We start from the raw sequence: 24,495 nt of genomic DNA on the forward strand, positions 1-24,495 counted from the left end.
GCGCTACCCGCGGCCGTGGCCATGGCCACCCACACCACGGCGGTGACCACGGTGTCCCGCAACGAGACGACCGGCGGCGCACCGCTGGCCCCGCTGGCGGCGCTGACCACCACGGCAGTGCTCACCAGGCATCTCCTCAAGCTCCCGGCGGGCCGAGGCGCCGCAGCCCCCCTCGGCCTGCCGGGTCCCACCGCGTACGCCGTCACCACGACCCGCCCCCTTCTCCACGCCGCTCTCAACCCGTCCCCACCCCTGACCCAGCGCGCGGTCGGCGCCGGAATCCGGGCCATGATCCCGCTCCAGGCCGCTCTGGCGGCGAAGTCCGGGGCCCCGGGCACCGCCCTGTTCACGGCCGCCCTCGCCCCCCTCGCCCGGCGCTTCGCGAAGAAGGTGAGCGTCACATGAGCCCGCACCCGCCGAGCCCGCCCGCCCCCGCGAGCGCCCCGCGCTGGGGCTACGGCACCAACGGCCTCACCGACCTCCGCCTCGACGACGCCCTAGCCCTCCTCGCCGACCTCGGCTACGACGGCGTGGGCCTCACCCTCGACCACATGCACCTGGACCCGCTGGCCCCGGACCTCGCTGCCCGCACCCGCCAGGTCGCCCGCACCCTGGACCGGCACCACCTGACGGCCACCGTCGAGACAGGCGCCCGCTACGTCCTCGACCCGCGCCGCAAACACGGCCCCTCCCTCCTCGACCCCGACCCGGACGCCCGCGCCACCCGTATCGACCTGCTCCTGCGCGCCGTCCAGGTCGCCGCCGACCTGGGAGCCCACGCGGTGCACTGCTTCAGCGGCATCACCCCCGAGAACACCGATGAGGACACGGCCTGGAAGCGCCTCGCGGACGAACTCGGCACGGTGGTCGAGGCCGCCGACAGCGCGGGCGTCCCCCTCGCCATCGAGCCCGAACCCGGCCACCTCCTGGCCACGGTCGCCGACTTCCACCGGTTGCGGCACGCCCTCGGCAGCCCCGACGCCCTCGGCCTCACCCTGGACATCGGCCACTGCCAGTGCCTGGAACCGGACCCGCCCGCCGACTGCGTGCGTGCGGCGGCGCCCTGGCTGCGGCACGTCCAGATCGAGGACATGCGCCGCGGTGTCCATGAACACCTGCCCTTCGGCGACGGCGAGATCGACTTCCCGCCGGTGCTCGACGCGCTCGCGGCCACCGGCTACCAGGGACTGACCGTCGTCGAACTGCCCCGCCACTCCCACGCGGGACCCCACCTGGCCGCCAGGTCCATCGAGTTCCTCCGAGCAGCAACACGAGGAGGCAGCGCATGACCTCGCCCGTCACCGTCGCGGCACTCCGCGCCCACCTCGACACCGTCCTCGCGGGAGCTGCCCGCGCCTGGCTCGACCAGGCGCTGGCCGAAGCCTCCGCGCACACGGGCGCCGGGGAGGAAAGCCCCCCACCCGTATGGGAGGTGAGGTTCGCCGAGGCCGGCCGCCGCGCAGGCCAGGACCAGGCCGACGCCGCTCGCGTGCTCCTGCTGCACGCGGCCCGCGCCGACACCGGCACCCTCAGCCGCCTGTACGCGCAGGGCACCGCCGCCGAACGCCGTGGCGTCCTCGCGGCGCTGCCCCACCTCCTGCCGGGACCCGAGGGCCTGCCCCTGGTCGAGGACGCGCTGCGCACCAACGACACCCGACTCGTCGCCGCAGCCGTCGGCCCGTACGCCGCCGCGCACCTGCCCGCCCACCACTGGCGGCACGCCGTCCTGAAGTGCCTGTTCACCGGCGTCCCCGTCGACGCTGTCGCCGGACTGTGGCGGCGCGCCCACGGGGACGCCGAACTCGCCCGCATGCTCGGTGACTTCGCCCAGGAACGCACCGCAGCGGGCCGGCCCGTCCCCGAGGACCTGAACCGCGTGCTGACCCTGACGGCACCCGCGAAGGAGGAGTCCTGATGCGCATCTTCGACCCCCACATCCACATGACGTCGCGCACCACCGACGACTACCAGGCCATGTACGCGGCCGGAGTCCGCGCCCTCGTCGAGCCCTCCTTCTGGCTGGGCCAGCCCCGCACCTCGCCCGCCTCCTTCTTCGACTACTTCGACGCCCTCCTGGGCTGGGAGCCCTTCCGCGCCGCCCAGTACGGCATCGCCCACCACTGCACGCTCGCCCTCAACCCCAAGGAGGCGAACGACCCGCGCTGCACGCCCGTCCTGGACGCCCTGCCGCGCTACCTCGTCAAGGACAACGTCGTCGCCGTCGGGGAGATCGGCTACGACTCCATGACCCCGGCCGAGGACACCGCGCTGGCCACGCAACTGCAGCTCGCCGCCGACCACGAACTGCCCGCCCTCGTCCACACTCCGCACCGGGACAAGCTCGCCGGCCTGCGCCGCACCCTCGACGTCGTCCGGGAGTCCGCGCTTCCGGTCGAGCAGGTGCTGATCGACCACCTCAACGAGACCACGGTCAAAGAGGCCAAGGACGCCGGCAGCTGGCTCGGCTTCTCCGTCTATCCCGACACCAAGATGGACGAGGACCGCATGGTCGAGATCCTGCGCTCCTACGGCTCCGAGAAGGTCCTCGTGAACTCGGCGGCCGACTGGGGGAAGAGCGACCCGCTCAAGACCCGCAGGGTCGCGGAGGCCATGCTCGCCGGCGGCTTCACCGAGGACGACGTCGACCTCGTCCTGTGGCGCAACCCCGTCGCCTTCTACGGGCTGAGCGGCCGCCTCCAACTCGACGTGCCGGCGCCGCGGTCCGCCACCCACGAGGGCAATTCCATCCTGCGCGGGGGAGCGTGACCCATGCGCTTCCGCCACCCCGACGGCGCCACCGTCCACCTCTCGTACTGCACGAACGTGCACCCCGCCGAGACCCTCGACGGCGTCCTCGCCCAGCTGCGGGACCACTGCGAGCCCGTCCGCAAACGCCTCGGCCGCGACCGCCTCGGCATCGGCCTGTGGCTCGCCAAGGACGCGGCCCGCACCCTGACCGCCGACCCGGCGGCGCTGCGCGGTCTGCGCGCCGAACTCGACCGCAGGGGCCTCGAAGTCGTCACGCTCAACGGCTTCCCCTATGAAGGCTTCGGTGCCGAAGAGGTCAAGTACCGCGTCTACAAACCGGACTGGGCCGACCCCGAACGCCTCGCGCACACCGGCGAACTGGCCCGGCTCCTCGCCGCGCTGCTGCCCGCCGATGTCACCGAGGGCACCATCTCCACCCTGCCGTTGGCCTGGCGCACCGTGTACGACGCGGAGCGCGCGCAGACCGCCGGCGCCGCGCTGAGCACCCTCGCCGAACGCCTCGACGCCCTTGAGGAACTGACCGGCAAATCGATCCGCGTCGGCCTGGAACCCGAACCCGGCTGCACCGTCGAGACCACCGCCGACGCCATCGCCCCGCTCACCGCCGTCGCCCGTCCCGACCGCATCGGGCTCTGTCTCGACACCTGCCACCTCGCCACCTCCTTCGAAGACCCGGGAACGGCTCTCGACGGCCTCGCCGCCGCACACGTACCCGTCGTCAAATCGCAGCTCTCCGCCGCCCTGCATGCCGAACACCCCCATCTCCCCGCGGTCCGCGAAGCGCTCGCCGCCTTCGACGAGCCCCGCTTCCTGCACCAGACCCGCACCGTCACCGCCGACGGACTGCACGGCACCGACGACCTGGGCCCCGCCCTCGACGGCGCCGCCCTGCCGGACACCGGCCCGTGGCGCGCCCACTTCCACGTCCCCCTGCACGCGGCCCCCGCCGCCCCGCTCACCTCTACGCTCCCCGTCCTCAAGGACACGCTGACCCGCCTCGTCGGCGGCGCGCACCCGCTCACCCACCACCTCGAGGTCGAGACCTACACCTGGCAGGCCCTGCCGCCCGAGCTGCGGCCCCGGGCCCGCACCCAGCTCGCCGACGGCATCGCCGCCGAACTCACCCTCGCCCGCGACCTGTTGACCGACCTCGGCCTCAAGGAGCTGCCATGACGGACGCCGCACCGAAGCCGACCCCGCTCCTCGTCCTGGACGTCGTCGGCCTGACCCCCCGTCTCCTCGACCACATGCCGCACCTCAAGTCGCTCGGCCAGTCCGGTTCCCGCGCCCCGCTCGGCACCGTCCTGCCCGCCGTCACCTGCGCCGCCCAGTCCACGTTCCTGACCGGCACCATGCCGTCCGAACACGGCATCGTCGGCAACGGCTGGTACTTCCGCGAACTCGGCGACGTCCTGCTGTGGCGCCAGCACAACGGCCTGGTGTCAGGCGACAAACTCTGGGACGCCGCCCGCCGCGCCCACCCCGGCTACACGGTCGCCAACATCTGCTGGTGGTACGCCATGGGCGCCGACACCGACATCACCATCACCCCCCGCCCCGTCTACTACGCCGACGGCCGCAAGGAACCCGACTGCTACACCAGGCCCCCGGCCCTGCACGACGAACTCACCGAGAAACTCGGCACGTTCCCCCTCTTCCACTTCTGGGGCCCGGGCGCCGACCTCGTCTCCAGCCAGTGGATCATCGACGCCACCCGCCACGTCATGGCGACCCGGCACCCCGACCTGACCCTGTGCTACCTCCCTCACCTCGACTACGACCTGCAGCGCTTCGGCCCCGACGACCCCCGCTCCCTCAAGGCGGCCGCCGACCTCGACACGGCGCTCGCCCCGCTCCTCGACGACGCCAAGGCCGAAGGCCGCACCGTCGTCGCCCTGTCCGAGTACGGGATCACCCGCGCCGACCGCCCCGTCGACATCAACCGGGCCCTGCGCCGCGCCGGCCTCCTCGAAGTGCACACGCAGGACGGCATGGAGTACCTCGACCCGATGACCTCCCGGGCGTTCGCCGTCGCCGACCACCAGATCGCGCACGTCTACGTGCGTCGTCCCGAGGATCTGGAGGCCACCCGCGCGGCCCTCGCCGATCTGCCCGGCATCGAGCAACTCCTCGACGACGAGGGCAAGAAGGACCAGCACCTCGATCACCCGCGCTCCGGCGAACTCGTCGCGATCGCGGAGCCCGACGCCTGGTTCACGTACTACTACTGGCTCGACGACGACCGCGCGCCCGACTTCGCGCAGCTCGTCGAGATACACCGCAAACCCGGCTACGACCCGGTCGAGCTGTTCATGGATCCGCTCGACCCCTACGTCAAGGTCAAGGCCGCGAGCGCACTCGCCCGCAAGAAGCTCGGCATGCGCTACCGCATGGCGGTCGTGCCGCTGGATCCCTCACCTATTCGCGGCAGCCACGGCCGCCTGCCCACGAGCGACGACAACGGTCCGCTCATCATCAGCTCCACCCCCCATGCACTCCCCGGCCGGGTCCCGGCCACCGCGGTGAAATCCCTGCTCCTCGAACTGGCCGGACTGGCCGGACTGGCCGGACCGAGCTGAGACACAGCTCGGCCTGACGCCCGCCCGATCAGGATCGATTACAGAGAGTGAAGCACACGTCACTGACAACGCGCCAGTGGCATCCGTCCCGCACGTCGATACAAGTCGAGAGAGGCACCCGTGACCGACTTCCGCGACACCCCCGCCGACGACGCCCTCAGACACCGCCTCGGCATCAATCGCCGCCGTTTCCTCAGCACCTGCACCGCCGTCGCCGCGGGCGCGATCGCCGCGCCCGTGTTCGGCGCCGCACCGTCCTTCGCCCAGTCGCAGACGGGCGGCGGCGGTCACGGACACGGACACGACCATGGCCACGGGGGCCACGGCCGGGGCAGCGAACTCGTGCCCGCGAACAAGCGCGGCATCATCCTCTACACCGTGCGCGACGCGACCGGCCGTGACCCGCTGGCCAGCGATCTGCCGTCCGGCTTCCGCGAGGTGTTCAAGGAGCTGGCCCGCTACGGCTACAAGCAGGTCGAGTTCGCCGGCTACGGCCAGCACGCCAACGCGCCCGGCGGCGCCGACCTCGAGTCCGTGGCGGGTGCCAAGCTGCTGCGCTCCTGGCTCGACGAGTACGGCCTGCGCGCCCAGGGCAACCACGGCTTCATCCCGTCGTCGTGGCCGCTCAGTCAGGCCGACATCGACACGTTCAAGAAGCACCTGGAGATCGCCAACATCCTCGGCATGTCCCACATGGGCACCGGTGGCGACCCCACCAACAGCTCGTACAAGGCCGACTGGGACGTCGCCGCCGACAAGTGGAACGCCCTCGGCGACCTCGCCCACAAGGCCGGCCTGAAGCTCTACACCCACAACCACGACGCGGCGTACGGCTTCCTGCTCGACGGCGGCCCGCTCGACGCGCAGGGCAACCCCACCCGCAGCTCCGGCATCCGCAAGCTGGAGTACTTCCTCAAGGGCACCGACCCGAGGACGGTCTGGCTGGAGATGGACATCTACTGGGCGCACGTCGCGCAGTACAAGTTCCACACGTACACCGCGCACGACGGCTCCACGCGGGAGAAGGTCTTCGACCCGGCCGGGCTCGTGTCCCGCAACAACAAGCGCTACCCGCTGTTCCACGCCAAGGACGGCACGCGCAACGAGACCAGCGGCGAGGGCTACGACATGGTGGCCTTCGGCGAAGGCGTCATCGACTACCGGACCTTCTTCACCCGGGTCGGCGAGAAGAACTACCACAACCCCATGGTCGAGCAGGACAACGCGCCCAGCACCACGGACCTCGGCCAGTCCCTGAAGTTCGCGAAGATCGGCTACGACAACCTGGCGGCGCTGCGCAAGCGCCGCTGATCCCTCGCACTGCGAAAGGCCCGGCCGCGACGGCCGGGCCTTTCGGTGCCCCCGGCAAGGGAGCGCGCCATGGCGGTGACCGGCGGGCATGCCGTCCCGCCCGGCCCGCGCTCGCCGCCCGCGTTCCGTGAGCACGAGTGGGGCCCGTGAGCACGCCCGCGGTCCCGTGAGCACGAGTGGGGCCCGCCACATGGCGGGCCCCACTCGTGCATGCTGCCCGCGCGGCCTACGTGGCGGCCGCGATCTTGTCCGCCTGCTCGCGGCCGGGCTGGCGCAGCAGCAGCGCGACCGCTGCCGCCACCATCGATATCCCACCGGCCAGCGCGTACGCCCCGTTGTAGCCCCACGCGGAGACCACCATCGAGCCGAGCCCGCCCCCGAAGAGGCCGCTGATGAGCTTGCCGCTGTAGACCAGCCCGTAGTTGGTGGCGTTGTAGTTCTCCCCGAAGTAGTCCGGGGTCAGCGCCGCGAACATCGGGTAGAACGCGCCGCCGCCGAAGCCCGACAGGAACGCGAAGACCAGGAACAGCCACTCACTGTGGATGTCCCCCGCCCAGATCACGCCGAACTGGGCGAGCCCCAGGACGACGATCACGAACACCAGGCTCAGTTTGCGGCCCCAGATGTCGGACAGCCAGCCGACCACGGCTCGCCCGACGCCGTTGATGACGGCCATGACACCCATGGACGTCGCGGCGACCAGCGGTCCGAAGCCCACTTCCTTCGCGAAGTCCACCTGGAAGGAGATGCCGAAGATGGACACCCCGGCCGTCAGCACCAGGCTCAGCCACATCAGCGGCAGCATCCCGGTCCTGATGGCTTCCTTCGGGGTGAACTGGCGTACCGCGGGCGGGTTCTTGGCGAGGCTGTCCGCACTCTTGCCCGACTTGCTGAGCGGGTCGACGTCGGCCGGCCACCAGTTCTTCGGCGGGTCCTTGAAGAAGAACGAACAGGCCAGCACGACGACGAGGATGTACGCCCCGATCAGGTCGAGCACGCGATGGTAATTACCCGTGTCGAAGGCGTAGTTGAAGATGAAGATGAAGGGCAGCGACCCGTAGGCGAAGCCGCCGTTGACGAAACCTGTCTTTCCGCCTTTCCGCTCCGGGAACCACTTCCCGACCATGTTGATACAGGTCGAGTAGACGAGGCCGGAGCCCAGACCGCCGATGACGCCGAATCCGAGGATCGCCAGCCACACGTTGCTGAGGTGGGACAGCGCGAGAAAGCCGAACAGGCACATGAACGAGCCCACGTACATGGCTCGCCGTGCGGTCATGATGCCTTTCTCCCGCAGCCAGCCGGCGGGGAACGCGATGCCTGCCTGGAAGAAGACCCAGATGCTCAGGATCCAGAAGGTGTTGGACTGGGTCCAGCCGTGGGCGGAGGAAAGCGTGTCCTCCGCGGAACCGTATGCGTACTCGAAGACGCTGATGGCCATCATCGCGACCCATGGCAAATACACCATGAACTTACGGGAATGGCCGAGGATGTCGCGGTCGGTCTCACCGATGCGGTAGACCCGGCCGTTCTCGTCAGTGATCTCTCGATACTTCGTGCCGGTGGCTGATGTCGCACTGCCTGCGGCGATGGGCTCCGCCGTCATATCAAGCCATCTCCTCACCGAGCGGTTGCGGGTTGGGAACGATCCGGCGCAGCCGTTGCGGCCTGGGCTTGCCGGGGGACTTGAGGAAGAACGCGAGCACGGCAGAGCCGAGGCCGATCGAACCGGCGAAGGCGAAGGCGCCTCCGTATCCCCAGGCGTTGACGAGGAAGTTTCCGCCGCCCGCGCCCACCAGTCCGGAAATCAGCTTCGAGCTGTAGACCATGCCGTAGTTGGAGGCGTTGTTGTTCTCACCGAAGTAGTCCGCGGTCATGGCGGCGAACAGTGGGAAGATTGCTCCGCCGCCGAATCCGGAAACCATCGAGCAGAAGAGGAAGAAGGGCATCGAACCCATGTTTCCGGAGAAATACACGCCGAACTGGGCGACCCCGAGGACGAGGCAGACGATGATCAAGGTGTTGCGTCGTCCCGTGCGGTCCGAGATCCAGCCGATGACGCCGCGGCCGGAACCGTTCACGATTGCCTTGAGCGACATGGCGGTGGCCACGATGCCGCCCGCGAATCCCATTTCCTTGCCGAACGGCACCTGCATGGCGATGCCGTAGATATTGATGCCGGCCGTGCACAGGAGGCAGAACCACATCATCCACAGCACCGGCTGACGTGCCGCCTCGCGCGGCGTGTACTGGTGCACCGCCGGCGGATTCTTCTTCAGGGCGCGTTGGACGCGCGGATCGTCGGCCACCTTGAGCGGGTCGACGTGCGCGGGCCACCAGTTCTTCGGCGGGTCCTTGAAGAACCACCCCGCCACGGCCACGACGGCGCAGCAGACCACGCCGACGAGGACGAACACACCCTGGTAGTTCGAGAGGTCCATGTAGGACGTGAACAGGAACACGAAGGGCACGGAGCCATAGGCGAAACCGCCGTTGACGAGACCGGTCTTGCCGCCCTTGCGCTCGGGATACCACTTGCCGACCATGTTCACGCTGGTCGCGTAGACCAGCCCGGCACCGATGCCGCTGAACACGCCGAAGCCCAGGTAGGCGACGGTGACATGCGGCGCGTAGGCCAGCGACAGATAGCCGAGAAGGGTGCCGCAAGCGCCCAGCAGCATCGCGGCCCGGGCCGGCAGCCTTCCGCTCTCGCGCAACTGCCCCGCGGGGAAGGCGACGGCCGCCTGGAAGAAGATCCAGACCCCCATCAGCCAGAAGATGTGCCCGCTGTCCCACAAGTGGGCGTCGTGCAACGTGTCCTCGGCGGAGGTGAACGCGTACTCCGAGGAGCTGATGCCGAGCATCCCCATCCAGGGGAACAGCACCATGGTCCATCGCGGCCGGCCCATGATGTCGCGATCGGTCTCACCGATGCGGTACTTGCGTCCGTTCTCGTCCCTGACCTCCCGGTAAGGGCCGGGTGAGGATCGGTCGGTGGTCGTCATGTAGGTCGCACCCCTTGCATCGAAAGATCTGGCCAGCGCCCCCTGTCCACATTGCTTTCGTGTGCGCGCGGGTCCCGGGTCCGGCCGGCGCACACCGCCGGCCGGACCCTGCCTCGGTCACCTCATCGACCGCCCCCCCAACAACCCCGCGGCGCGGGCCCACCGGTACTTGGCGCCCAGCACTGCCACCGGCTTCTCCGTCGTGTACGGGTACGCGACCACGCCGCGCTCGAAGAGGTACTGGCAGGCCTCCTCGACCTCGACGTCCCCGGCCAGCGAGGCGACCACGGGCTTCTCGATCCCGCGGTCCCGGAACTCCTGCACCACGCGGGCCGTTACTTCCGCAAAGACCATGGGAGGGGTGACGATGGTGTGCCAGTAGCCGAGCACGAGCGCATGAATGCGGGGGTCCTCCAGGCCGAGCCGGATCGTCGCCTCGTACGTCGACGGCGGTTCGCCGCCCGTGATGTCCACGGGGTTGCCCGCGGCCCCGAAGGGCGGGATGAACGTTCGGAAGGCGGCATCCAAGTCGGCCGGAATCTCCATCAGTTGGAGCCCGTTGTCCGTCACCGCGTCCGACAGCAGCACACCGGAGCCGCCGGCACCCGTGATGATCACGACGTTGTCGCCCTGCGGGGTGGGCAGCACGGGCAGCGCCCGCGCGTATTCCAGCATGTCGTTGAGGCCGGGGGCCCGGATGACACCGGCCTGCTTGAGGATGTCGTCGTACACGGCGTCGTCCCCGGCCAGCGCGCCCGTGTGCGAGCCCGCCGCCTTGGCGCCCGCGGCCGTCCGTCCCGCCTTCAGGACGACGACGGGCTTCTTCGGCACCGTCGCGCGCGCGGCCTCCACGAAGGCGCGTCCGTCCTTGAGGTCCTCCAGGTGCATGGCGATGCACTTGGTGTGGGGATCCTCGCCGAACCAGGTCAGCAGGTCGTCCTCGTCCAGGTCGGACTTGTTGCCGAGTCCGACGATCGCCGAGACGCCCGTCTTCGTGGTCCGCGCGAAGCCGAGGATGGCCATCCCGATGCCGCCGGACTGCGAGGTCAGCGCCACGCCGCCCTTCACGTCGTACGGCGTGCAGAACGTGGCACACAGGTCCTGCCACGTCGAGTAGTAGCCGTAGATGTTCGGGCCGAGCAGCCGCACGCCGTGGCGTTCGCCGATGGCCACGATCTCGTCCTGGAGGGCCTGTTCGCCGGTCTCCGCGAAGCCGGACGGGATGAGCACCGCGTTCGGGATCCCCTTGCGTCCCACCTCCTCCAAGGCCGCTGCCACGAACTTGGCGGGGATCGCGAAGACCGCCACATCCACCTCACCGGGGACGTCCGTGACACTCTTGTACGCCTTGCGGCCCAGAATGTCATCGGCCTTGGGGTTCACCGGATGGATCTCCCCGGAGAAGCCGCCGTCGATGAGGTTGCGCATGACCGAGTTGCCGATCTTGCCCTGCTCGTTGGAGGCGCCGATCACCGCGACCGAGCGCGGCTCCATGAGGCGCCGCATCGTGGTCAGGATCTGCTCGCGCGTGTACGTACGCCGCGGCTTCTCGGCGCCCTCGGCGAGGATCACCCGGATGTCCGCGGCCACCGCGCCCTCAGGTGTGGCGATGACCGGGTTGAGGTCGACCTCGGCGATCTCCGGGAAGTCGGTGACCAGCCGGGAGACGCGCCGGATCTGCTCGGCCAGCGCCCACCGGTCCACGCCCCGTGCGCCGCGCACCCCGCGCAGTACCTCCGCCGCACCGATGGAGTCCAGCATCCCGAGCGCTTCGTCGGCGTCCACGGGGGCCAGCCGGAAGGTGACGTCCTTGAGCACCTCCACCAGCACGCCGCCCAGTCCGAAGGCGACGACCTTGCCGAACGTCGGGTCGGTGACCGCCCCGACGATGACTTCCTGGGTGTCCGCTCCCGTGGGCAGCAGCTCCTGCACCTGAATGCCCTCGATGCGGGCGTCCGGCGCGTACGCGCGCGCGTTCTCGATGATCCGGTGGAACGCGGCCCGTACGTCGGCCGCGCCCTCGACCCCGACGACGACTCCGCCGGCGTCGGTCTTGTGCAGGATGTCGGGGGAGACGATCTTCAGCACCACGGGCTTGCCGAAGCGCGCCGCGGCCGCCACCGCCTCGTCGACATCGGTCGCCAGGTCCTCGCCGGGGACGGCGATCCCGTACGCGTCGGCGATCACCTTGCCCTCCGGTGCGGTCAGCGCCGTGCGTCCCTCGGCCCGTACGGCGTCGAGCAGCGCCCGTACCGTGAGCGTCCGGTCCTCGGCCATCACTCAGATCACTCCGTTCGACTTGAGCAGGCTCAATTCCTCGTCACCGAGGCCGAGTTCACCGACGAAGACTTCTTCGTTGTGTTCGCCGAGCAGCGGCGAACTGGTGACGTCGACGGGGGAGTCGGAGAGCTTGAGGGGGGAGCCGACGGTCGTGAACGAGCCGCGCTGCGGGTGCGCCACCTCGACGACCATCTCGTTGGCGACCAGGGAGGAGTCCTCGATGATCTCCTTGGTGGACAGGATCGGACCGCACGGGATGTTGTGGGCGTTGAGCTGCTCCAGCACCTCCCACTTGGGGAGCGTGGCGGACCACTCCTCGATCAGCTGGAACATCTTGTTGAGCTTGGGGAGCCGGGACTCCGGGGCCGCCCACTCGGGGTCGTCGGCGAGCTCGGGCCGCCCGATGAGCCGGGTGAGCGGGCTCCAGCCGACCGGTTGCACGATGACGTACACGTAGTCGTTGGGTCCGCCGGGTGCGCACTTCACGGCCCATCCCGGCTGTCCGCCGCCCGAGGCGTTCCCGGAGCGCGGCACCTCGTCGCCGAAGTCGTCGTTCGGGTACTCGGCCAGCGGGCCGTGGGCGAGGCGCTGTTGGTCGCGCAGCTTGACCCGGCACAGATTGAGCACCGCGTGCTGCATGGCGACGTTCACGCGCTGCCCGCGCCCCGTGCTCTCCCTCTGGAAGAGGGCCGCCAGGATGCCGGCGACGGCGTGGATGCCCGTGCCGGAGTCGCCTATCTGTGCCCCGGTGGCGAGCGGCGGCCCGTCCTCGAAGCCGGTCGTCGACATCGAGCCGCCCATGGCCTGGGCGACGACCTCGTACGCCTTGAAGTTCGTGTACGGGCCCTCGCCGAAGCCCTTGATGGAGGCGTACACGATCCGCGGGTTGATCTCCTGGATGCGGTCCCAGGTGAAGCCCATCCGGTCGACCGCGCCCGGTCCGAAGTTCTCGACCATCACGTCGGAGCGGCGGATCAGCTCGGTGAGGATCTCCTTGCCGCGCTCCGACTTGGTGTTGAGGGTGATGCTCCGCTTGTTGCAGTTGAGCATCGTGAAGTACAGGGAGTCGACGTCGGGGATGTCCCGCAGCTGCTTGCGCGTGATGTCACCGGAGGGCGCCTCCAGCTTGACGACGTCCGCGCCGAGCCACGCGAGGAGTTGGGTGGCGGAGGGACCCGACTGGACGTGGGTCATGTCCAGGACGCGGATGCCTTCGAGAGCCTTGGTCGCGACAGTCATGTCCGTCATGTCTGCGGCACCTCACTACTTGTACATGGTCTGGTTCATGGTTCCGGGCGCGTAGGCGTCCGGATCGACCCATACGTTGATCAGGGACGGCTTGCCGGACTCGCGGGCGCGGCGCAGCGCCGGGGCGATGTCGGCGGGGTCGCGCACCTCCTCGCCGTAACCGCCCAGCATCTGGGCGAACTTGTCGTAGTGGACGTCGCCGAGCGTGTTGCCGACGCGTTCGCGCGCGTCCCCGTACTTGGCCTTCTGGCCGTAGCGGATCTGGTTCATCGAGGAGTTGTTGCCGACGATCCCGACGAACGGCAGGTCGTAGCGCACGAGCGTCTCGAAGTCCCAGCCGGTCAGGGAGAACGCACCGTCGCCGAACAGGGCGACGACCTCCTTGTCGGGTCGGGCCTGCTTGGCGGCGAGGACGAAGGGGATGCCGACGCCGAGGGTGCCGAGCGGCCCCGGGTCCATCCAGTGGCCGGGCGCCTTGGGCTGGACGACCTGACCGGAGAAGGTGACGATGTCGCCGCCGTCGCCGATGTAGATCGAGTCCTCGGTGAGGAAGTCGTTGATCTCGCTGACGAGCCGGTACGGGTGGATGGGGGAGGCGTCGGAGCGCAGGTTCGGCAGCCGCTTGTCGATGGCCGTCTGTTCCGCGGCGCGCAGCTCGTCGAGCCACTCCTTGCGCTTGGCGGCGCCTCCGTTGATGCGCCCGGAGGCCGCCTCGGTGACCTGCTGCAGGACCAGTCCCGCGTCGCCGACGATGCCGAGGTCGATGTCGCGGTTCTTGCCGACGGTGCGGTAGTCGAGGTCGATCTGCACCACGGTCGCGTCCTGCGACAGCCGCTTCCCGTAGCCCATGCGGAAGTCGAACGGGGTGCCGACGATGATGATCAGGTCGGCGTTGGAGAACGCGTAGCGGCGCGACAGCTGGAAGTGGTGCGGGTCGCCGGGCGGCAGGGTGCCGCGGCCGGCGCCGTTCATGTAGGCGGGCACGTTCAGGGTGCGCACCAGCTCGATGGCCGACGCGGTGCCGCGGGTCGTCCACACCTGGCTGCCCAGCAGGATCGCCGGCTTCTCGGCGTGCACCAGGAGGTCGGCGAGCTTCTCCACCGACTCGGGGTCGCCGGCCGACCGCGTGGAGGCCCGGTACTGCCCGGCCTGCGGCACCCGCGCCTTGTCCACCGCCACCTTGGCGTCGAGGACATCGCGCGGGATCTCCAGGAACGAGGGCCCCGGGGCGCCGTGGTAGCACTCGCGGAACGCCATGGAAACCATGTCGGCCGCGCGCGCGGTGTCCGGCACCGTCGCCGCGAACTTGGTGATCGGCGTCATCATGTCGACGTGCGGCAGGTCCTGCAGCGACCCCATCTTGTGCTGCGTGTGGGCGCCTTGGCCGCCGATGAGCAGCATGGGTGACTCGGCGCGGAAGGCGTTGGCCACGCCGGTGACGGCGTCGGTGGTGCCGGGCCCGGCCGTCACGACGGCGCAGCCCGGCTTGCCGGTGATGCGCGCGTAGCCGTCGGCGGCGTGCGCGGCGACCTGTTCGTGGCGTACGTCGACGACTTCGATGCCTTCGTCGACGCAGCCGTCGTAGATGTCGATGATGTGGCCGCCGCAGAGGGTGTAGATGACCTCCACACCCTCTGCCTTGAGTGCTTTGGCGACCAGGTGTCCACCCGAGATCTGGTCCTGGCCGGTGTCCGCATCGGACTGGGGCATGGCGAAGTCCCGTCCCTTCGTAGGGGATTGAAAGAGCAGGTCGGGGACGTGGCAGGCACGGCTCCGGCATGGCTCTCGTGCGTCGCTCGTACATTGCATACAGTCGACGAATACTGTATGAACCTTGTTATCCCGCATCCGATGGGTGGTGTCCAGGGGGCGTGCGGCACTTTCAAGTCAGGAGCCGGAATGGACCTGTTCGAGCACCAGGCAAGGGAACTCTTCGCGGAACACGGCATCTTGGTGCCACGGGCCGAGGTCGCCGACTCGGCCAAGGACGCCCGCGAGAGCGCACGCAGGCTCGGCGGCCGCGTCGTCGTCAAGGCACAGGTGAAGACCGGCGGCCGCGGCAAGGCGGGCGGCGTCAAACTCGCCGCGGACCCGGCCGCCGCCGAGATCACGGCACGTCAGATCCTCGGCATGGACATCAAGGGCCACACCGTCCACCGGGTCATGCTGGCCCAACCCGTCGACATCGACAGCGAGTTCTACGTCTCCTACGTACTCGACCGCGCGGCCGGCACCTTCCTCGCCATCGCCTCCGCCGAGGGCGGCATGGAGATCGAGGAGGTCGCCGCCACCCGGCCCGAGGCCGTCGCCCGCATCCCCGTCGACCCGGCCGAGGGTGTCACCAGCGCCAAGGCCGCCCAGATCGCGCAGGCGGCCGGGCTGCCCCCGCAGACCGTCGACGTCCTCGTCCGCCTGTGGGGAGTGCTCACCCGCGAGGACGCCGTGCTCGTCGAGGTGAACCCCCTGGTGCGCACGGCGGGAGGGCAGATCCTCGCGCTCGACGGGAAGGTGACCCTCGACGACAACGCCCGCTTCCGGCGCGAACGCTGGGGCACGCAGGAGGTCGCGCACGACGACCCGCTGGAGGCGGAGGCGGCCGCCAAGGGTCTCAACTACGTGAAGCTGGACGGCGAGGTCGGCATCATCGGCAACGGCGCGGGCCTCGTCATGTCGACCCTCGACGTCGTCGCGGGCTGCGGCGCACGCCCCGCCAACTTCCTCGACATCGGCGGCGGCGCCTCCGCCCGGACCATGGCCGACGGCCTGAACGTCATCCTGTCCGACCCCGCCGTGAAGTCCGTCCTCGTCAACGTCTTCGGCGGCATCACCGCCTGCGACGCCGTGGCCGACGGCATCGTCTCGGCCCTCGACAGCGTCCGCCTGACCAAGCCGCTCGTCGTCCGGCTGGACGGCAACAACGCCGCGCGGGGTCGCGCCGTCCTCGACGCACGAGCCCATCCGCTGATCGCACAGGCCACGACCATGGACGGCGCCGCACGGCAGGCCGCCGACCTCGCCCTCGCCGCCAACCCCCTTTAAGGAGCCGGGACATGGCCATCTACCTCACCAAGGAGAGCAAGGTCCTCGTCCAGGGCATGACCGGCGCCGAGGGCATGAAGCACACCCGCCGCATGATCGCCGCGGGCACGAACGTGGTCGGCGGCGTCAACCCCCGCAAGGCCGGCCGCACCGTCGACTTCGACGAACGGGCCGTCCCCGTCTTCGGCAGCGTACGAGAAGGCATCGCGCGCACCGGGGCCGACGTCACCGTCGTCTTCGTGCCGCCCGCCTTCGCGAGGACCGCCGTGATCGAGGCGGCCGACGCGGGCATCCCGCTCGCCGTCGTCATCACGGAGGGCATCCCGGTGCACGACGCCGTCGCCTTCCACGCCCACGCCCGGGACAAGGGCACCCGCGTCATCGGCCCCAACTGCCCCGGCCTGATCACCCCCGGCCAGTCGAACGCCGGCATCATCCCCGCCGACATCACCAAACCGGGCCGCATCGGGCTCGTCTCCAAGTCCGGCACGCTCACCTACCAACTCATGTACGAATTGCGCGACATCGGGTTCTCCACCTGCGTCGGCATCGGCGGCGACCCCGTCATCGGCACCACCCACATCGACTGCCTCGCGGCCTTCGAGCGCGACCCGGAGACCGAACTGGTCGTCCTCATCGGGGAGATCGGCGGCGACGCGGAGGAGCGTGCGGCAGCGTACGTCCGCGACCACGTCACCAAGCCCGTCGTCGCCTACATCGCCGGATTCACCGCGCCCGAGGGCAAGACCATGGGCCACGCGGGCGCCATCGTCTCCGGTTCGACCGGCACCGCGCAGGCGAAGAAGACGGCCCTGGAAGCGGTCGGCGTTCGCGTCGGATCGACGCCGACGGAGACCGCACGGCTCGTTCTCGAGCGGCTGGCGAGCGGGCAGTGACGCGTCTCCTACGCGTCAACCGGCCCCCTTCGTGAGGTCCCTGGCATACGGGAGGTGCTCACCGGGCACCTCCCGTCCGCAGCACGCACAGCCATGACACATGCCCCGCCCCGACCGTGCACCGTGAGCGGAGACCGAAGAAATGGCAACCACCCTCAGCACGCCCATGACCCTCAAGGCCGGCACCTCCTGGGACGACGCCTGGCAGCGCTGCCTCGCCGTCGCTCCCGAGGCGTTCCGCGACGACCGCGTCCTGAACCTGTGGAACGGCACCTGGCAGGCCGACGGCCGCGCCCTGCCCGCCACCACCCCCGTCGACGGCAGCCCCATCGCGGGCCCGCCCCGCCTCGACGCCGACACCGCCCACCGGGCCGTCCGCGCCTCCCTCGACCAGCACCGCGCCTGGCGCCATGTCCCCCTCGCCGAGCGGCGCGCCCGCGTCGCCGCCACCCTCGACGCCCTCACCCGGCACCGCGAACTGCTCGCCCTGCTCCTCGTCTGGGAGATCGGCAAGCCCTGGCGCCTCGCACAGGCCGACGTGGACCGGGCCATCGACGGCGTGCGCTGGTACGTCGACGGCATCGACGACATGCTCGGCGAGCGCACCCCCCTGCCCGGCCCGGTGTCGAACATCGCGAGCTGGAACTACCCGATGAGCGTGCTCGTTCACACCATGCTGGTCCAGGCACTGGCAGGGAACGCGGTCATCGCCAAGACCCCGACCGACGGCGGCGTCTCCTGTCTCACGCTGGCCTGCGCCCTCGCCGCCCGCGAGGGCATCCCCGTCACGCTCGTCAGCGGCAGCGGCGGACAGCTCTCCCAGGCGCTGGTGCGGGCGCCGGAGATCGGCTGCGTGTCGTTCGTCGGCGGCCGCGACACCGGCGCCGCCGTCGCCACGGACGTCGCCGACCTCGGCAAGCGGCACATCCTCGAACAGGAGGGACTCAACACCTGGGGCATCTGGAACCACTCGGACTGGGACGGCCTGACCGCCGTGATCCCCAAGCTGTTCGACTACGGCAAGCAGCGCTGCACCGCCTACCCGCGCTTCGTCGTGCAGCGCGACGCGTTCGACGCGTTCCTCGCCGCGTACCTGCCCGCCGTGCGCACCCTGCGCGTCGGCCACCCGCTCGCGGTCGCCGCACCCGAGGACCCCTACCCGGAGCTGGACTTCGGCCCCCTCATCAACGCCGCGAAGGCCAAGGAACTGACCGACCAGGTCGCCGACGCGATCAACCGCGGAGCCGTTCCGCTGCACCGCGCCCAGCCGGACCCGGCGCGCTTCCTGCCCGGCCAGGACACCAGCGCGTACGTCCACCCGGTCGCGCTCCTCGGCCCGCCCCCGTCCTCCCCGCTGCACCACGCCGAACCCTTCGGCCCGGTCGACACGATCGTCCTGGTCGACACGGAGGCGGAACTGCTCGCCGCCATGAACGCGTCGAACGGCGCCCTGGTGGCCACCCTCTCCACCGACGACGAGGAGACGTACGCACGTCTGGCCCCGCAGATCCGCGCGTTCAAGGTCGGCCACGGCACGCCGCGTTCGCGCGGCGACCGCGCGGAACTGTTCGGCGGGTTCGGGGCGTCCTGGCGCGGTGCGTTCGTCGGCGGCGACCTGCTGATCCGTGCCGTCACCGAAGGACCGGCGGGGGAGCGCCTGCCGGGCAACTTCCCCGACTACCACCTGATGCCCTGACCCGTCGCAGCCGCAGTCGCTGTCGCCGTCGCGGCAGAGGTCAGCCGATGCCCTGCCGGTCGGGCCGGAGCGCGAAGGCCCGGTCGGCGGCATCCGGCACCGACCGCTCCACCCCCTGCGCGAGCAGCTCCCGATGCCGCAGCAAGGGCTCGCGCCGCTCCTCCGGCGCCAGCGACAGCAGATCGTCGAACCCGGCGAACAGCCGCCGCGTGACCTGCGGCTCCCCTGCGGCGCACCCCCGGATCTCGGAGAACCCGAGATCGACCAGCTCGCCCCAGCCCGGCACGGGCTGCACCAGCCGCACGGCGCCGCCGCGGTCCGTGTACCGCAGGGTGTCCAGCGGCCCCGTGCCCACGGCCGCCAGGAACTGCACGATCCGGTCGATGGCCTGCACCGCGGTCGTCGGGTCGTTCACCGCCGGGGACAGCGCCCGCAGCCCGATGTCGGCCAGCACCCGCAGCCCGAAGCCCAGGTCCTGGTGGAAGGAACGCTCCACGCCCACGGACACGCAGTACCGCAGCGCCCGCCGGGACGGCGCGGCTCCGCCGTGCACCGCGAACACCGGCGTCCCCGGCACCACGAAGTCGCCGATCCGCGGGATGAGCCGCAGCACGATCCCGTGGTGGCGCGCGATCCGGACGAGCCGCGCGATGTTCACGTCCCGCAGCACCCCGGCCCGCCCCGCGTACGCCACCTGCACACCGACCGGCCCGAGCTCCGCGTCACCCGCCTCCCCGGACGGCATCCGGGCCACCACGCGGAACGCCTCCCAGGTCACCCGGTCGATGACATGGCTCACCCGCATCATCCGCAGCGTCGAGTTCACGTACATCACGAACAGCAGCAGACTCAGCGCCACCATCCCCAAGGTGAGGAAGGCCTGCAGGAACGGCACGGTGGTCACCACCTGAGGGTCCTGCTCGCTGTCGTACGAGGTGAGCACCAGCAGGGACAGCAGGAACGTGGCCAGGAAGACGGCGAACGTGAGCTTGGTGATCCGGCTCCGCACGAAGAGCCGTACGACCCGCGGGCTGAACTGTCCGCCGGCCATCTGCACGGCCACCAGCGAGATGCTGAACACGACACCGATGAAGGTCATCATCGCCGAGCTGACGGTGGTGACGATGGTCTTCGCGTCTTCCGTGAAGCCCATCAGCTCCTTGACCGCGTCGTACTCCCCGCCGTCCTGGAGCGCGCCGACGATCGCCTCGTCGAGCCAGGAGGTGGCGAGCCACACCACGCAGACCACGACCATGGCCCCGGTCGGCGCGAACCAGAACGTGTCGCGCAGATGCTCCCGCAGCGGCGACAAAGCCCGAGGTCGCCGCACCTTCCGTCGTCCGACAGTCACTGTCGAGTCACTCATGGTGAGACTGTAAAGCCCCAGGTCACCGCGGTCGGATATGCAGGTGAAAGCCACTCCGAAACCTTGGTATTGTTGTCCATGTCGCCGCGGGGAACACCCCCGTGACCGACAGACACCTTGTCCGGGTGGCGGAATGGCAGACGCGCTAGCTTGAGGTGCTAGTGCCCTTTATCGGGCGTGGGGGTTCAAGTCCCCCCTCGGACACCATCAGAAAACCCCAGGTCACAGACGTGACCTGGGGTTTTCTGTATGCGCGCCCGTAGTCAGACCGGCCGAAAACGCTTGGACCCCGGGGCCGCCGTCACGGGACACTGCCAGGCCGGACACGGACCGTGCACAGGGGGAGGCGAGGGGATTGCCCGTATTACGCGAGGGAGCGCCCGGCAAGGGGTCGGTGCTCCTCGCACTGCGCTACTACGGCCGGGAGCTGGCCGGCAACCGGCGCCTGGCGGTGCCCGGGATGCTGCTGCCCGCCCTCGGCAACGTGGGCATCAACTACCTCGCGCCGCTCGTCGTCGCCAAGCTCGTCGGCCGCATCGCCGACGGTTCCGGCCCCCTCCGGCTCGCCACCACGCTGCCGTACGTCCTCGCCTTCGCCGGTGTGCTGCTGCTCGCCGAGGCGCTGTGGCGGCTCGGCATGCACTGTCTGAACCGGGTCGCCGCCCACGGCATGGAGCGGCTCTACGCGACCGGCATGGACGAGCTGTTCGCCAAGGACACCGCGTTCTTCCACGACAACTTCGCCGGTGCGCTGACCAAGCGGGTCATCGGATTCGCCGCCCGCTTCGAGGAGTTCTGCGACACGCTGACCTTCTCCGTCCTCGGCAGTCTCGTGCCGCTGGTCTTCGGGTCGGTGGTGCTGTGGACGTACGACCCGCTGTTCGTCGTCGGCCTGTTGGCGATGATCACGATGACCGGCGTGTGCGTCTTCCCGCTCATCCGGCGCCGGCAGATGCTGGTCCGGGAGCGCGAGGAGGCCGTCGCCCACGTGTCGGGTCACGTCGCCGACAGCCTGATGAACATCGACACCGTCCGGGCGTTCGCCGCGGAGGAGCGCGAGGCCGCCGAGCACCGGTCCCGCGTCGCCCGGCAGCGCAGGCTCACGCTGCGGTCCTGGGACTACGGCAACCTGCGCATCGACACCCTGGTCGCGCCGCTGTCCGTGCTGACGAACGTGATCGGCCTGCTGCTCGCCGTCACGCTCGGCGGCGACTCCCACGGGGTGGAGGCGGTCGTCGTCGCCTTCACGTACTACTCGAACGCCACGCGGATCATGTTCGAGTTCAACCAGATCTACCGCCGTCTGGAGCGGGCGATGACGGAGGCCGCGCAGTTCACCGAGCTGCTCCTGAAGCCGCCGACCGTGCTCGACCCGGCGGCCCCCGAGGCGCTGGTCGCCGCACCTGCGGACGTGCGCTTCGAGCGCGTGCACTTCACACACGCGGGAGCGCAGCCGCTGTTCCGCGGCCTCGACCTGGACGTGCCCAGCGGCACCAGGATCGGCCTCGTCGGGCGGTCCGGCGGCGGCAAGACCACCCTCACCCGGCTCCTGCTGCGGATGTCCGACATCGACGGCGGGCGCATCCTGATCGGCGGCCAGGACATCAGCCGGCTGCGCCAGACCGATCTGCGGGGCCTGATCGCGTACGTGCCCCAGGACCCGGCGATGTTCCACCGCTCCCTGCGCGACAACATCGCCTTCGCCCGGCCGGACGCCTGCGAGGCGGACATCCGCCGGGCCGCGGAGGCGGCACACGTCACGGAGTTCGCCGACGGACTCCCCGAGGGCTTCGACACCCTGGTCGGCGAGCGCGGCATCAAGCTGTCCGGCGGGCAGCGCCAACGCGTCGCCCTCGCCCGCGCGATCCTGCGCGACGCGCCGGTCCTGCTCCTGGACGAGGCGACGAGCGCCCTCGATTCCGAGAGCGAACTGCTCGTACAGGAAGCGCTGTGGCGGCTCATGGAGGGGCGGACAGCATTGGTGGTCGCGCACCGGCTCAGCACCGTCGCCACCATGGACCGGCTCGTCGTCCTCGACCACGGGCGCATCGTCGAGCAGGGCAGGCACGAGGAACTGCTCGCCGCACAGGGCGCGTACGCGAAGCTGTGGGCCCACCAGTCGGGCGGATTCCTCGACGAGACCATGGACGGGGCCGACGGCAGCGCCGAGGGGGTCGGACTGCGCTGAGCCCAAACCGGTCGTCGGCGGTCTCACGTCCCTTGGCGCGGTTGCCCGTTGAGACGTGCGGCCTGGCGCGTGAGATGGTCGCGCTCGGCGAGGTTCGGCGCCTTGAGCGCTGCCTCCGCGTACAGGCGGGCCGCCGTGGTGAGGTCGCCGTCGCGTTCGTGGAGGTAGGCCGCGACCGCGGTGTGGCGGGGCAGGGAGGCGTCCACCGTCGCGAGTTCCGCGAGCCCGGCGCGGGGCCCGTCGGCCTCGGCGACGGCCACCGCCCGGTTGAGGCGCACCACCGGGCTGTCGGTCAGGCGCGCGAGCTCGTCGTACCACTCGACGATCTGCACCCAGTCGGTCTCCTCGGCGCGGGGCGCGTCGGCGTGCAGCGCCGCGATGGCGGCCTGCGCCTGGAACTCGCCGAGGCGGTCGCGGGCGAGGGCCGTCTGCAGGACCGCGACGCCCTCGGCGATCAGGCCGGTGTCCCACCGGCCGCGGTCCTGTGCGGCGAGCGGCACCAGGCTCCCGTCGGGCGCGGTCCGGGCGGTGCGCCGGGCGTGATGGAGCAGCATGAGGGCGAGCAGTCCCGCGACCTCGGGATGGTCGATGGAAGCGGCCAGCTGACGGGTGAGCCGGATGGCCTCGGCGGCGAGGTCGACGTCGCCGGAGTAGCCCTCGTTGAAGACCAGGTAGAGCACGCGCAGCACGGTCGCGACGTCGCCGGGCCGGTCGAACCGGACGCCCGAGACGGTGCGCTTGGCGCGGCTGATGCGCTGCGCCATGGTCGCCTCGGGCACCAGGTACGCCTCGGCGATCTGGCGCGTGGTCAGGCCGCCGACCGCGCGCAGCGTGAGCGCGACCGCGGACGACGGCGTCAACGACGGGTGGGCGCACAGGAAGTAGAGCTGCAGCGTGTCGTCCACGCCGGGCGCGGGCCCGGGCGCCGGTTCCTCGTCGACGCGGTCCTCGCGCCGGCGGCGGGCGGTGTCCGCCCGGGTCGCGTCGAGGAAGCGGCGCCAGGCCACGGTGATCAGCCAGCCCTTGGGGTCGCGCGGCCGGTCGGCCGGCCAGGCGCGGAGCGCTTCGACGAGGGCGTCTTGCACGGCGTCCTCGGCCGCCGCGAAGTCGGCTCCGCGGCGGACCAGGATCGCGAGCACGCTCGGGGTGAGGCTGCGCAGCAGGGCCTCGTCCACGGGGGAGTTCACTCCGTGACGGTGGGCCGCACGCCGTAGGCGGGGCGCAGTTCCAGCCACTCGTGGATCGGCTTGCCGTCCTTGCCGGGGGCGGCCGACAGCTCCCCGGCCAGCTCCACGGCGCGCTCGTGACTGTCGACGTCGATCACCATCCAGCCGGCGATGAGGTCCTTGGTCTCGGCGAAGGGGCCGTCGGTGACCGGCGGACGGCCCTCGCCGTCGTAGCGGACCCAGGTGCCCTCGGGGGCGATGGCCTGTTCACCGACGAACTCGCCGGTCTGCTCCAGGCGTCGCGCGAAGTCCCGCATGTACTGCACGTGGGCCGAGATCTCCTCGGGCGTCCACTCCTCCATCGGGGCGGGGTTCACCGAGGCGGGGGCTCCGCGGTAGTGCTTCAGCAGCAGGTACTTGGCCATGGTGTTCTCCTCGGTGCCGGCGCGACCCGTGTGGCCTCGTTCATATCAGGGACGCAGGGCGTCGACGACCAGGTCGAGCAGACGCCCCGTCCTGTCCGGTGCGTTGACCGCCGTCGTGGAGAGGAAGACGCCGAGGAGCATGAGGGTGACCTCCTCGGCTTCGACGTCCGCGCGCAGCGTCCCGGCCGCCGCTCCCGCGGCGAGGACCGTCGCGATCGCCGCCGTGATGCGCTCGCGGGTGGCCGGTGTCGCGATGCTGCCCGAGGCCCAGCCGGCCCGCAGGGTGTCGGACATCCCGCGCTTGGCGGCGAAGAACGCCCCGTAGCGGTCCATCCACGCGCGCAGGGCCGCCTGTGGCGGGAGCTCGGCGAGCAGGGCGGGCGCGCTGTCGACGACCGCGTCGAGCTCGGCGGAGTAGACCGCTTCGACGAGCGCCTCGCGGGTGGGGAAGTGGCGGTAGAGCGTGCCGATGCCGACGCCGGCCTCGCGGGCGACGGCTTCGAGGGGGGCGGAGTCGTCCGTGGCGG

Annotated in this window: 19 protein-coding genes, 1 tRNA gene and 1 pseudogene; 12 read left to right on the plus strand and 9 right to left on the minus strand. The window is 70.6% G+C overall.

Annotation, left to right across the window (positions count from 1 at the left end; translation table 11 throughout):
• The 7 genes and pseudogenes from G3I40_RS27225 to G3I40_RS27255 all read left to right on the plus strand — a co-directional run.
• Positions 1 to 405, plus strand: a pseudogene (locus tag G3I40_RS27225) (prenyltransferase); the annotation flags it as partial.
• Positions 402 to 1,289 carry a sugar phosphate isomerase/epimerase family protein gene (locus tag G3I40_RS27230; protein ID WP_164304887.1) on the plus strand — a complete coding sequence of 296 codons (888 nt, stop codon included), beginning with the start codon at positions 402 to 404 and terminating at the stop codon, positions 1,287 to 1,289. The pseudogene G3I40_RS27225 and the gene G3I40_RS27230, both read left to right, overlap by 4 nt.
• A complete protein-coding gene (locus G3I40_RS27235; RefSeq protein WP_164304888.1) occupies positions 1,286 to 1,915 on the plus strand; it encodes an EboA domain-containing protein in 630 nt (209 codons plus the stop codon). The genes G3I40_RS27230 and G3I40_RS27235 overlap by 4 nt, the downstream gene beginning before the upstream one ends.
• Positions 1,915 to 2,766, plus strand: coding sequence for a TatD family hydrolase (locus G3I40_RS27240; RefSeq protein ID WP_164304890.1), 852 nt, complete (start codon positions 1,915 to 1,917; stop codon positions 2,764 to 2,766). The genes G3I40_RS27235 and G3I40_RS27240 overlap by 1 nt, the downstream gene beginning before the upstream one ends.
• A gap of 3 nt (positions 2,767 to 2,769) precedes the next feature.
• On the plus strand, positions 2,770 to 3,942 hold the full coding sequence (eboE, locus tag G3I40_RS27245; RefSeq protein ID WP_164304892.1) for a metabolite traffic protein EboE: 1,173 nt from the start codon (positions 2,770 to 2,772) through the stop codon (positions 3,940 to 3,942).
• Positions 3,939 to 5,348 (plus strand): nucleotide pyrophosphatase/phosphodiesterase family protein, encoded by a 1,410-nt coding sequence (locus tag G3I40_RS27250; protein ID WP_164304894.1) that lies wholly within the window; start codon positions 3,939 to 3,941, stop codon positions 5,346 to 5,348. The genes eboE and G3I40_RS27250 overlap by 4 nt, the downstream gene beginning before the upstream one ends.
• A 120-nt stretch (positions 5,349 to 5,468) precedes the next feature.
• On the plus strand, positions 5,469 to 6,659 hold the full coding sequence (locus G3I40_RS27255) for a sugar phosphate isomerase/epimerase family protein (RefSeq protein ID WP_164304896.1): 1,191 nt from the start codon (positions 5,469 to 5,471) through the stop codon (positions 6,657 to 6,659).
• A 226-nt stretch (positions 6,660 to 6,885) separates the two neighbouring features.
• On the opposite strand, the gene G3I40_RS27260 is transcribed toward G3I40_RS27255, so the two are convergent.
• From G3I40_RS27260 to G3I40_RS27280, 5 genes are all read right to left on the minus strand, one after another.
• Positions 6,886 to 8,265, minus strand: a complete 1,380-nt coding sequence (locus G3I40_RS27260) for an OFA family MFS transporter (RefSeq protein WP_164304898.1) — start codon at positions 8,263 to 8,265, stop codon at positions 6,886 to 6,888.
• A 1-nt stretch (position 8,266) separates the two neighbouring features.
• The gene (locus G3I40_RS27265) at positions 8,267 to 9,664 is read right to left on the minus strand and encodes an OFA family MFS transporter (RefSeq protein ID WP_164304915.1); all 1,398 of its coding nucleotides are present in this window, start codon (positions 9,662 to 9,664) and stop codon (positions 8,267 to 8,269) included.
• Positions 9,665 to 9,781: 117 nt separating this feature from the next.
• A complete protein-coding gene (locus G3I40_RS27270; RefSeq protein WP_164304899.1) occupies positions 9,782 to 11,941 on the minus strand; it encodes an acetate--CoA ligase family protein in 2,160 nt (719 codons plus the stop codon).
• A gap of 3 nt (positions 11,942 to 11,944) precedes the next feature.
• Positions 11,945 to 13,183, minus strand: coding sequence for a formyl-CoA transferase (gene frc / locus G3I40_RS27275; protein ID WP_164304917.1), 1,239 nt, complete (start codon positions 13,181 to 13,183; stop codon positions 11,945 to 11,947).
• Positions 13,184 to 13,207: 24 nt separating this feature from the next.
• On the minus strand, positions 13,208 to 14,902 hold the full coding sequence (locus G3I40_RS27280; protein ID WP_164304901.1) for a thiamine pyrophosphate-binding protein: 1,695 nt from the start codon (positions 14,900 to 14,902) through the stop codon (positions 13,208 to 13,210).
• 189 nt (positions 14,903 to 15,091) lie between these two features.
• Here G3I40_RS27280 and sucC point away from each other — a divergent pair, with 189 nt between their 5' ends.
• The 3 genes from sucC (at position 15,092) to G3I40_RS27295 (ending at position 18,823) form a co-directional block, all read left to right on the plus strand.
• A complete protein-coding gene (sucC, locus tag G3I40_RS27285; RefSeq protein WP_164304903.1) occupies positions 15,092 to 16,231 on the plus strand; it encodes an ADP-forming succinate--CoA ligase subunit beta in 1,140 nt (379 codons plus the stop codon).
• An 11-nt stretch (positions 16,232 to 16,242) separates the two neighbouring features.
• On the plus strand, positions 16,243 to 17,127 hold the full coding sequence (gene sucD / locus G3I40_RS27290) for a succinate--CoA ligase subunit alpha (protein ID WP_164304905.1): 885 nt from the start codon (positions 16,243 to 16,245) through the stop codon (positions 17,125 to 17,127).
• Between the two features lie 142 nt (positions 17,128 to 17,269).
• A complete protein-coding gene (locus G3I40_RS27295; RefSeq protein WP_164304907.1) occupies positions 17,270 to 18,823 on the plus strand; it encodes an aldehyde dehydrogenase family protein in 1,554 nt (517 codons plus the stop codon).
• Between the two features lie 40 nt (positions 18,824 to 18,863).
• Here G3I40_RS27295 and G3I40_RS27300 read toward each other — a convergent pair whose 3' ends face one another.
• Positions 18,864 to 20,189, minus strand: coding sequence for a DUF2254 domain-containing protein (locus G3I40_RS27300; protein WP_164304909.1), 1,326 nt, complete (start codon positions 20,187 to 20,189; stop codon positions 18,864 to 18,866).
• Positions 20,190 to 20,308: 119 nt separating this feature from the next.
• Between G3I40_RS27300 and G3I40_RS27305 the strand changes: the two genes are divergently transcribed.
• Positions 20,309 to 20,396: transfer RNA gene (locus G3I40_RS27305), tRNA-Leu, on the plus strand.
• Between the two features lie 253 nt (positions 20,397 to 20,649).
• Positions 20,650 to 22,377 carry an ABC transporter ATP-binding protein gene (locus tag G3I40_RS27310; protein ID WP_239091964.1) on the plus strand — a complete coding sequence of 576 codons (1,728 nt, stop codon included), beginning with the start codon at positions 20,650 to 20,652 and terminating at the stop codon, positions 22,375 to 22,377.
• A gap of 23 nt (positions 22,378 to 22,400) precedes the next feature.
• On the opposite strand, the gene G3I40_RS27315 is transcribed toward G3I40_RS27310, so the two are convergent.
• The 3 genes from G3I40_RS27315 to G3I40_RS27325 all read right to left on the minus strand — a co-directional run.
• Entirely contained in the window at positions 22,401 to 23,552 is a 1,152-nt protein-coding gene (locus G3I40_RS27315) for a DUF6596 domain-containing protein (protein ID WP_164304920.1), read from the minus strand.
• An 8-nt stretch (positions 23,553 to 23,560) separates the two neighbouring features.
• Entirely contained in the window at positions 23,561 to 23,968 is a 408-nt protein-coding gene (locus G3I40_RS27320; RefSeq protein ID WP_164304911.1) for a YciI family protein, read from the minus strand.
• Positions 23,969 to 24,013: 45 nt separating this feature from the next.
• Positions 24,014 to 24,495: TetR/AcrR family transcriptional regulator (locus tag G3I40_RS27325; RefSeq protein WP_164304913.1), on the minus strand; the 482-nt coding region annotated here is incomplete at its 5' end.

The sequence above is a fragment of the Streptomyces sp. SID14478 genome, from assembly GCF_010548525.1.
Classification (GTDB): Bacteria; Actinomycetota; Actinomycetes; order Streptomycetales; family Streptomycetaceae; genus Streptomyces.

Coding starts and splice junctions, on each gene's coding strand:
- G3I40_RS27310 (WP_239091964.1), top strand. CDS start 20,650: ATGCTGCTGCCCGCCCTCGGCAACGTGGGCATCAACTACCTCGCGCCG.
- G3I40_RS27295 (WP_164304907.1), top strand. CDS start 17,270: ATGGCAACCACCCTCAGCACGCCCATGACCCTCAAGGCCGGCACCTCC.
- G3I40_RS27265 (WP_164304915.1), bottom strand. CDS start 9,664: ATGACGACCACCGACCGATCCTCACCCGGCCCTTACCGGGAGGTCAGG.
- G3I40_RS27260 (WP_164304898.1), bottom strand. CDS start 8,265: ATGACGGCGGAGCCCATCGCCGCAGGCAGTGCGACATCAGCCACCGGC.
- G3I40_RS27250 (WP_164304894.1), top strand. CDS start 3,939: ATGACGGACGCCGCACCGAAGCCGACCCCGCTCCTCGTCCTGGACGTC.
- G3I40_RS27235 (WP_164304888.1), top strand. CDS start 1,286: ATGACCTCGCCCGTCACCGTCGCGGCACTCCGCGCCCACCTCGACACC.
- G3I40_RS27320 (WP_164304911.1), bottom strand. CDS start 23,968: ATGGCCAAGTACCTGCTGCTGAAGCACTACCGCGGAGCCCCCGCCTCG.
- G3I40_RS27270 (WP_164304899.1), bottom strand. CDS start 11,941: ATGGCCGAGGACCGGACGCTCACGGTACGGGCGCTGCTCGACGCCGTA.
- G3I40_RS27300 (WP_164304909.1), bottom strand. CDS start 20,189: ATGAGTGACTCGACAGTGACTGTCGGACGACGGAAGGTGCGGCGACCT.
- eboE (WP_164304892.1), top strand. CDS start 2,770: ATGCGCTTCCGCCACCCCGACGGCGCCACCGTCCACCTCTCGTACTGC.
- sucC (WP_164304903.1), top strand. CDS start 15,092: ATGGACCTGTTCGAGCACCAGGCAAGGGAACTCTTCGCGGAACACGGC.
- G3I40_RS27230 (WP_164304887.1), top strand. CDS start 402: ATGAGCCCGCACCCGCCGAGCCCGCCCGCCCCCGCGAGCGCCCCGCGC.
- frc (WP_164304917.1), bottom strand. CDS start 13,183: ATGACTGTCGCGACCAAGGCTCTCGAAGGCATCCGCGTCCTGGACATG.
- G3I40_RS27280 (WP_164304901.1), bottom strand. CDS start 14,902: ATGCCCCAGTCCGATGCGGACACCGGCCAGGACCAGATCTCGGGTGGA.
- G3I40_RS27240 (WP_164304890.1), top strand. CDS start 1,915: ATGCGCATCTTCGACCCCCACATCCACATGACGTCGCGCACCACCGAC.
- sucD (WP_164304905.1), top strand. CDS start 16,243: ATGGCCATCTACCTCACCAAGGAGAGCAAGGTCCTCGTCCAGGGCATG.